8 protein-coding genes and 1 tRNA gene are annotated in these 7,440 nt (G+C 63.3%); 4 read left to right on the forward strand and 5 right to left on the reverse strand.

Annotated features, from left to right (window positions below):
• Positions 1–181: 181 nt before the first annotated feature.
• A complete protein-coding gene (locus ACFVWG_RS17750) occupies positions 182–1,411 on the reverse strand; it encodes an MFS transporter (RefSeq protein WP_391544369.1) in 1,230 nt (409 codons plus the stop codon).
• 42 nt (positions 1,412–1,453) lie between these two features.
• Positions 1,454–2,692, reverse strand: coding sequence for an MFS transporter (locus tag ACFVWG_RS17755; protein ID WP_391544370.1), 1,239 nt, complete (start codon positions 2,690–2,692; stop codon positions 1,454–1,456).
• Between the two features lie 230 nt (positions 2,693–2,922).
• Here ACFVWG_RS17755 and ACFVWG_RS17760 point away from each other — a divergent pair.
• The 3 genes from ACFVWG_RS17760 (at position 2,923) to ACFVWG_RS17770 (ending at position 4,708) form a co-directional block, all read left to right on the forward strand.
• Positions 2,923–3,011: transfer RNA gene (locus ACFVWG_RS17760), tRNA-Ser, on the forward strand.
• Positions 3,012–3,383: 372 nt separating this feature from the next.
• Entirely contained in the window at positions 3,384–3,578 is a 195-nt protein-coding gene (locus ACFVWG_RS17765; RefSeq protein ID WP_391544371.1) for a hypothetical protein, read from the forward strand.
• Positions 3,579–3,691: 113 nt separating this feature from the next.
• Positions 3,692–4,708 (forward strand): hypothetical protein, encoded by a 1,017-nt coding sequence (locus tag ACFVWG_RS17770; RefSeq protein ID WP_391544372.1) that lies wholly within the window; start codon positions 3,692–3,694, stop codon positions 4,706–4,708.
• 90 nt (positions 4,709–4,798) lie between these two features.
• Here ACFVWG_RS17770 and ACFVWG_RS17775 read toward each other — a convergent pair whose 3' ends face one another.
• From ACFVWG_RS17775 to ACFVWG_RS17785, 3 genes are all read right to left on the reverse strand, one after another.
• The gene (locus ACFVWG_RS17775; RefSeq protein WP_391544373.1) at positions 4,799–5,305 is read right to left on the reverse strand and encodes a hypothetical protein; all 507 of its coding nucleotides are present in this window, start codon (positions 5,303–5,305) and stop codon (positions 4,799–4,801) included.
• Between the two features lie 233 nt (positions 5,306–5,538).
• Positions 5,539–6,069 carry a hypothetical protein gene (locus ACFVWG_RS17780; RefSeq protein ID WP_391544374.1) on the reverse strand — a complete coding sequence of 177 codons (531 nt, stop codon included), beginning with the start codon at positions 6,067–6,069 and terminating at the stop codon, positions 5,539–5,541.
• Entirely contained in the window at positions 6,066–6,809 is a 744-nt protein-coding gene (locus ACFVWG_RS17785) for a GntR family transcriptional regulator (protein ID WP_391544375.1), read from the reverse strand. Before ACFVWG_RS17785 ends, ACFVWG_RS17780 begins: the two co-directional genes overlap by 4 nt.
• Positions 6,810–7,061: 252 nt before the next feature.
• On the opposite strand from ACFVWG_RS17785, the gene ACFVWG_RS17790 reads away from it, so the two are divergent.
• Positions 7,062–7,310: a DUF6284 family protein gene (locus ACFVWG_RS17790; protein ID WP_391544376.1), complete on the forward strand. Its 249-nt coding sequence runs from the start codon at positions 7,062–7,064 to the stop codon at positions 7,308–7,310.
• Positions 7,311–7,440: the final 130 nt, after the last annotated feature.

Raw genomic sequence — 7,440 nt, forward strand, 5'->3', positions numbered from 1 at the left:
CTGGGCGGTTCTCCGTCGCCCGGGACCTCACACCCCGGGCGGCGGGTCCGTCTGGCCGTCCACATCGAAGGTGGGAGACTCGGCCGGCCGGACGTCCGGGTGGAGAACCTCGAACTGAGGAAAACATTAGAACAGATGTTCGATCAGATGCAATGAATCCTGACAAGTCAATTGCCGGTTGTTACTCCCCGGCTACCGGCCTCGCATCGGTCTGGTTCGGGAGGACTCGGCCGACGGCGGCGAGCAGGCCCGCGGCGACCAGTGCGAGCGTGGCTATCGCCAGCCACGGCAGCTCATGCCGCACCTCGAAGAGTTGGGCGAAGAACGCCGGCGCCAGCACGCTCGCGAACGCGAAGCTGTACTGCCAGTAGGACAGATACTTCCCGCGCCCGGCCTCCGGCGCGACCGACGCGGCGAGCGCATTGTTCGTCGCCGCGTGAAGCAGATCAGCAAACGCGAAGACGGCAGTCGCAAGCACCAGCATCGCCGCAACCAGCGCGTTCGGGACCTGCGTCAGCGAGGCCATCAACAGCCCCCACACCGCCCATGCCAGGCCGGCCACGACGATCACCGACGTACGGCGAAGCTTCTCGGTGTGCCGCACCACCAGCGTCTGTCCAGCCGCCAGCACGACGGACGCCGCGGCCAGCAGCACCCCGACCAACCACTTCGGTACTGGCAGCGCTTCCGACACGTACACCGGGAGTCCGACGCCGAGCATCATGATGCAGAGGGCGAAGAGGGTGTTCACTGCGATCAGCACCAGGAACGGTTTGTCCTTGCGCAGCAGTGGCGCTGGACCCGAGTCCTGCGTGGCCCGCTGGTGGTGGGAGGCGTGCAGCCCCAGCAGGAGCACTCCGGCCAGATAGAAGCTCGCTGCGTTCACGGCCATCGCAATCAGGAACGGGGTGGTCCCGCCGGCGGCAAGCAGCGCGCCCGCGACCAGACCGCCGAGTGCGAAGCCGCCCGCCTGCATCATCCCGCCGAGACCGAACCAGCGGTCTCGTTCACCCTCGTCAGCGACGTCGGCCAGCAGACTGAAGATCGAGGACCAGAACACCCGCTGACCGGTCGTTGAGACCAGGGCGCAGAGGAACAGCAGCCACGTCGACCGGCCGAAGAAGAAGCCCGTGAAAGCGAGCCCCTGGGCGAACTGCGCACCGACGACCAGGTTGCGCGGCCCGAGCCGGTCAATGACGACCCCCACCGCGCCCGGAGCCGCGATGGAGAACAGTGTGGCCACGGTCAGCAGCACGCCAGCCGTACCGAGCGGGATGCCGGCGACGCGGATGAAGTACAGCAGCATCAGCGGCCCTGCGACGCCACCACCGAACGAGTCGATCGCCAGCCCGATCAGGAGCGGTAGCCGCCCACGGACATTCGGCAGGCCGAGCGAGGTGGCAGAGGGCATGGCCCCATCCTTACCAGCACCAGGCTCGGCCGCGACCCGATTTCAGTCCGGTACGACGGACGTCCGCCGTACCGAGACATGTCGCAGCGGGCGCCACGCGATCGCCGTCATCAGCACCATGGCCGCGAAAGCCGCAGTGAACGGAGCAGTCAGGCCGAACCGCTGCGCGAGGACGCCGCCCAGCGCGGACCCGATCGCCGCACCGCCAACCGAGGCCAGCAGGTAGACGCTGTTCACCCGGCCCATCAGAGCATCAGGTGTCGCCAGCTGGCGCGCTGTGGTCGACACGATGCCCCACACCACCGCATGCACGCCGAACACCGCCATAGTCGCGCCAGCGACCCACGGACTCCGAGTCAGCGCCAGAGCTAGGTGGACCGCCGTCTCGGTGATCAGCCCGGCCCGCAACAACGTCAGCGAGCCCAACCGCGGCTCAAGCAGGTGGTAAACTGGCATCCCAAACACGCCGCCGACCGCACCGACCGCCACGAGCAATCCGAACTGGGTGTCGCTGAGCCCGAGCCGCTCCCGCGCGTAGAGCACCCAGGTCGCGAAGGCGGCGCAGAACGTGATGTTCATGACCAGGATCGAGCAGGCGAGCGTCCGCACGCCCACATGTCCCCACAGCCAGCGCACCCCATCACGGACCTCGGTCCAAAGCGCCGTACCAGCGGACTCCGTAGGCACTGGCCGAACGGCGACCCGCGCGATGAGCGCCGCGGCGGCGACGAAGGTGACCGCGTCGAACACCAGTGGCACTCCCGCGCCCACCGCGAACAGCAACGCCCCCAACGGCGGACCGCCGAGGCCTTGCAGCACGGTGCCGGCAGCGTAGAGCCGAGCGTTCGCCTTACCCAGCTGGTCTTTCGGTACGGCGCTCACCAGTAGTGCACCGGATGCACTGTCGGCGAGCGTCTCCGCCGTACCGAGCAGGAACAGGGCAACGTAGATCGCCCAGAGCGGCGAGGAGCCGACCAGGACCGCAACCCCCAGCGCAGTAAGGACTGCGCCCCGAAAGAGGTCAGCGGCAACGATCATCGTCCGCCGGTCGAGCCGATCGGCCAGCGCGCCACTGAACAACGCAAACAACAACCACGGCAGCTGCTGTACAAACGCTGCGGCCCCCACCGCCGCCGGCGCACTGGTGATCGAAGCAACCAGCAACGGCCCCGCCGCCAGCAGCGCCCCGTCACCAAGATTGGAGATGACCGCCGCCGGCCAGATCCGCCGAAAGTCCGCGCCGAGCGCAGCAGGCAGCACAGTTTCACGAAGAGATGGCATTCGAGCTCCAGAGGGCATGACGAAACAACCGGACCAGCCGGCTCACTCGCCGGCCGTGCGCCCGGTCAGCGCCGAATCAGCCCGCCGACCGGACGGTGACGACCATGACCTCGACCATCCGAGACATCAGCGCACCTCCGTCCACACACCCCGGGCAGCTCCTCCGCCCAGCTCCCCCGCACCGTACCGCTGCCCCTGCGCTATCCTCAACCCTCGGCGGCAAGCCGCCAGGAGGGCTCGCATAGTGGCCGAGTGCGCTGGTCTTGAAAACCGGTATGGCGGGTGACCGTCATCGTGGGTTCGAATCCCACGCCCTCCGCTTTAAGCCTCGCAAAAGTGCCTCTGACCTGCTGAAACACAGGGGTAGCCCTCCCGCTCGGCAGTCCAGCCAACACCAGCAGCGTCCGGCCAGCCCCAGCCATCTACGGCCATCTGTGCCCGTATAGTGCCCGCGTCTCAAGCCTGCCTTGGAACGCCGGTGCACGCTCCGCCCCCAGGGGTGTTACAGCAGTCTGTCTCGGCCGCCGGAGCGGAGTCCGAGGCTGAAAGACCCCCCGCTGGGACACCTTGGGACAGTGTTCGAAAGCGAGTGTCCCAGACGTCCGCGCAGGTCAGAGCCGATTCTGGGACAGTGGGACAGCTGGGACAGGGCAACGGCAGTCGCCGTCACAGTCGCATTGGGAGGAACCAGATGCCCTACTACTTTGTTCGAAGCAGGGAATTCATCGAGCAGTACACGAATAACAACCCCGGCAAGGAGAAAATGCTCTGGATCGATCTCCTAACGGAGGCCGTGAATGAGTCTGGAGCCGAGGTTGTGAGCGTTGGCTACGACAGCATTGGTGAGCCGATGACGATGCTCCTCAAGGTTGTGAGCGACACCTAGAGGAGAGCTTCCGGGGGTCAGTGATCTGCCCTCGTTGACCTCAGGCTCACCCGGATGAAGCGGACTTGCTCTGGACGGATGCGCGTTGCGCGATCGTGATCTAGCATCGCGAGATGACAGATGGGCCGAAGTGGGGAGACCTGGAGCGAGATCAAGCTCTTGCTGAAATCTCGGCCGCCGCCGCTCAAATCGAGATACTTCTACGCAGCCCGGATTTCGTGCGACCATCCGGAATGCCTGACATGTTGTTGGCGATCGTGGCCATGGCGGACCAATTCACAAGGCCGCCGTTCGGGGATGGGGAGGATGCAACCGGACAACCGCCTTGGATTGCCGATGCGACGGAGACTGCGGCCCGAGAACTCATGTTCGATATCCAACGGATATTGATGAGAGAGGCTCCGAGTGAGGACCTTGAAAGACTCTGTCTGACATTGGTTGATCGAGGGCTTAGCGCTGCACGTGAGACACTGCGAACGGCCGAGAATTTCGATATTCCCGACAAGGCGAGCGAGCTTCGGCACTGGACAGATAGTATTGAGGAACTCAGGCAGCGTCAATTGGTTCTACGGTCGCGGGTTGCCCTAAGGGCAGAAATTGCCGGAATTAAGGAGGTCGCCGCTGAAGTAGCTCAAGTTGCGGCGGACTCCCGTGATAGCGCGACAACGGTCGGCGAATTGGAGTTGGCTTCATACTTCGAGCTCTTGGCGGCCAGTGAACGCAGGTCCGCGAATAAATATCGCATCTCAGCAATCGCGATCCTGGTTGTCTCGGCTATCCTTGTATACGTTGCCTCGTTCGATTCCAAGATATCGGCCGCCGATGTAATCCGACATGTAGCATTCGTTGTTCCTGCTGTAGGACTGAGTACCTATCTGGGTGCGGAAGCTTCGAAGCACCGTCGGTCCGCACAATGGGCAGAAGTCGTGAAGGTGCAGTTACGTACCATTGGACTCTTTTGCGCTTCGATGGATATCGAATCTGCAATCTCTATCCGCAAACTGCTGGCAAACCGTGTCTTCGGAACGATCCCTGGCGAGGGGGTAGAGAGTCCGAGCGCAACAGGGCTATCACCTACTGCCCTGGAGCAAGTCCTTGGGCTCTTGCGAACTTCGAAGAATGCGTCCTAGGTTCCAATTTTGGCTTCGTGTGGATCTCATGCCGAGGTAGCTGAACGACGATGCTCTATGCCGTTGTTTATGCGGGCTCTAGCCGGGCCTCTAGTTGCCGCAGCCGTCTCGCGGTGTGGCGGACGCCTCGCGGCAAAAAACCGCTTGAAAGTCTCGAAGGTCATCGCTCACCATGAGTTGGGGAGCCTTGCCATCTTTGCGTACGAGACTCTCTTGGATTCTGAGTTGGACGGCCCATGCGGCATCTGAGCCATATACGTAGACCAGGTCAGCTTGGCGCTCGTACTCCGAACGTGACTTCGATGCCTTGGCATTAGCGTCGGCAAGGTAGTGCTGTGCGACATCAATTCGGTTCTGGGCCGCGAGGTTTTCAGAGGCCGACGGACTCTTTGCCACCTTTTTATCCAGATCCAGTATCCCCTCAGCGGCCGCCACGCCCATCTGGTCGAAAAGATAGTTCCGCGTGGCTCCCAGATAGTCGGCATAGATCGTCGCGCGCCGCTCGCGAGATTCCTTTTCGCGGTCTTCATCAGCGCCGAAATGGTTCGCTGACCAGGTCCCCCATAGAGCCGTGAAGGCGACAAGCAAGGTAATCATGCTGGAGAGAGCTGCCGGTTTGATCCAAGCTCGCGAATCTTCCTTCCCACCGTTCGCTGGCGAACCCTGCAGCCTTTCAACTTGTGCTCGCAGCTCTTGTATCAATCGCCGATCGGCACTCCGATTCCTAAGTTTCCCGGCGTCCATTTATCTCCCTGGTGCAGTTGTCGTCAGTGTGGCTATTACGCCATTGGTGAGTCGATGATCATGCTCCTCCAGGAGAAGGACACGGACTAGGTGGCGAGTCCGTATTTGAGCATGGCTTCTGTGTTGATATCACGTGCGGGGCGCTCGAATAGTGCACCCGAATTCCGATGCGCCAACTCGACGGTTCGCACATGGCGGAATCCCTGTGACAGGTAGTACTTCTGCAAATCGAGGTTTGTACGCCAAGCGTCGAGGCGTAGCAGTTCCCCGCCTCGACGTGCAGTCTCGCGACCGCACCAGTCGAGCACTGCTGTCCCGAGTCCGCCGTATCCGCTGACGGTCGAAATCTTGCTGACGTAAAAGGCGGGGCCGGCCAACTCGTCGGGTGTCCAGAAGTCCCTATCGCCGTTCGTGTTGAGAATCGTCGTAGCGATGGCGTCCGATCCATCCCAGATGATGTAGGCATCACCGGCCTCAATGTCGGGTAGTACTTTGCTCGGGGCGAATCGTGGCGGCCACTGCTGGATTCCGCGTGCGTGAAGGCGAGCGGTAGCAGTGGCCAGCACATCGAGGAAGGCTTCAATGTCGGATGGTTCGGCTCGTCTAATGCTGGTCATGCCGACACCTCGTAGAGCAGGATGTGTCGATCTCCGGGAAGCACGCTAACGGTGCATCGGATCGGAGTGCCGTCTTTCGCGCTGCCAGTACGAGTTTGGACTGTGACCGGAACGCCGGGTCCGATTTCGAGTGCTTTTGCCTCGTCGGGCGTGGGCATGCGGCTGGCAATCTCGTCTAGGTAGGACACCTGAATGTGCCCACGGTCGGCGAGGTGCACGGTTAGGCCAGTGACGACGTCGGCCGGATCGAGAATCGCCGGAACCTCCTGGGCGAGCTCCATCGGGTAATACGAGTCGTTGAGGTTCCAGGGCTGGCCGTCGACGAGTCGCACGCGCTGCCGGACGGCCGCCAGTCCGCCAGGTGCAAGCTGTAGACGCTTGGCAACGTTGGCCGGTGGTTGCACTACGGCGACCTTGATGTCGGTTCGGGCCGATCGGCCCTGGGCCTCCACGTCGTCTACCCAGGAGTCCACGCCTGTTGGCCGCCGCCGTGCTCGGCTCTCCGAGCGTGACGCCCAGATCTCCACGGGCTCGCGGCGGCTGACGTGCCGACCGCGCCCCTTGACGCTTGTGACGAGCCCGGCGTTCTCCAGCGTCCGGAACGCACCACGCACCGTGTTCCGAGAGACCTTGTAGCGCTCCATCAGCTCGGACTCGCTGGGCAGAGCTGCGCCAGGGCTGAGCTCGCCGGTCTCGATAGCTCGTCTCAGGTCGCTGGCCATCGCCTCGTGCAGATGCACCCCGGCTGTGCTTCGCGCTGGTCCATCGGTCGTCAACTGACGCTCCCTCTGATCAGTACCAACAGATCTGTACCAACAACTCTACCGAAAAGCCTTGACTTGCGGGAACTGTCCATGTGACGGTTTGCAGTACCACCTGTTAGTACAGATCTGTTGGTACAGGTTGGCGAGAGTCGAACACAGCGACGCCCCGGTGGCTGGAACCACCGAGGCGTCTGGGTCGCACTAGTCCGTTGAGAAGGAGCACAACCCATGAGCATCATCCACCTTTCGGTCCTTCGGGACGAGGAGCCGTCCGCCGCCGATCTGGCGGCGATCGAGCTGGAATGGCCGTTGATCGCGGCGGAGCGGGACTTGCTCGAAGCCGAGATCGCGTTCATCAACGCGGGCGAGAACGTCTCGGTCCTGGACCGCCGCCGGATCCGCCGGGCCGAGCGCCGGGTGCTGGACGTCGCCCGCGAGCTGGCCGTTCCCGCGGCTGATGCGGAGGTCGTCGCATGACCGGCTTCGACCACGCCAACCAGGCAATCCTCAACCTGCAAGACGCCGACGACGCGCTGAGCGTCCAGAGCGAGCTCTACCGCCTGCGCCGGGCGCAGGTCCACGCCACTCTCGCTACTGTGCCGCCGGT

Origin of the sequence: Kribbella sp. NPDC058245 (assembly GCF_042882005.1) — a bacterium.
In the GTDB taxonomy this organism is placed as follows: Bacteria; Actinomycetota; Actinomycetes; order Propionibacteriales; family Kribbellaceae; genus Kribbella.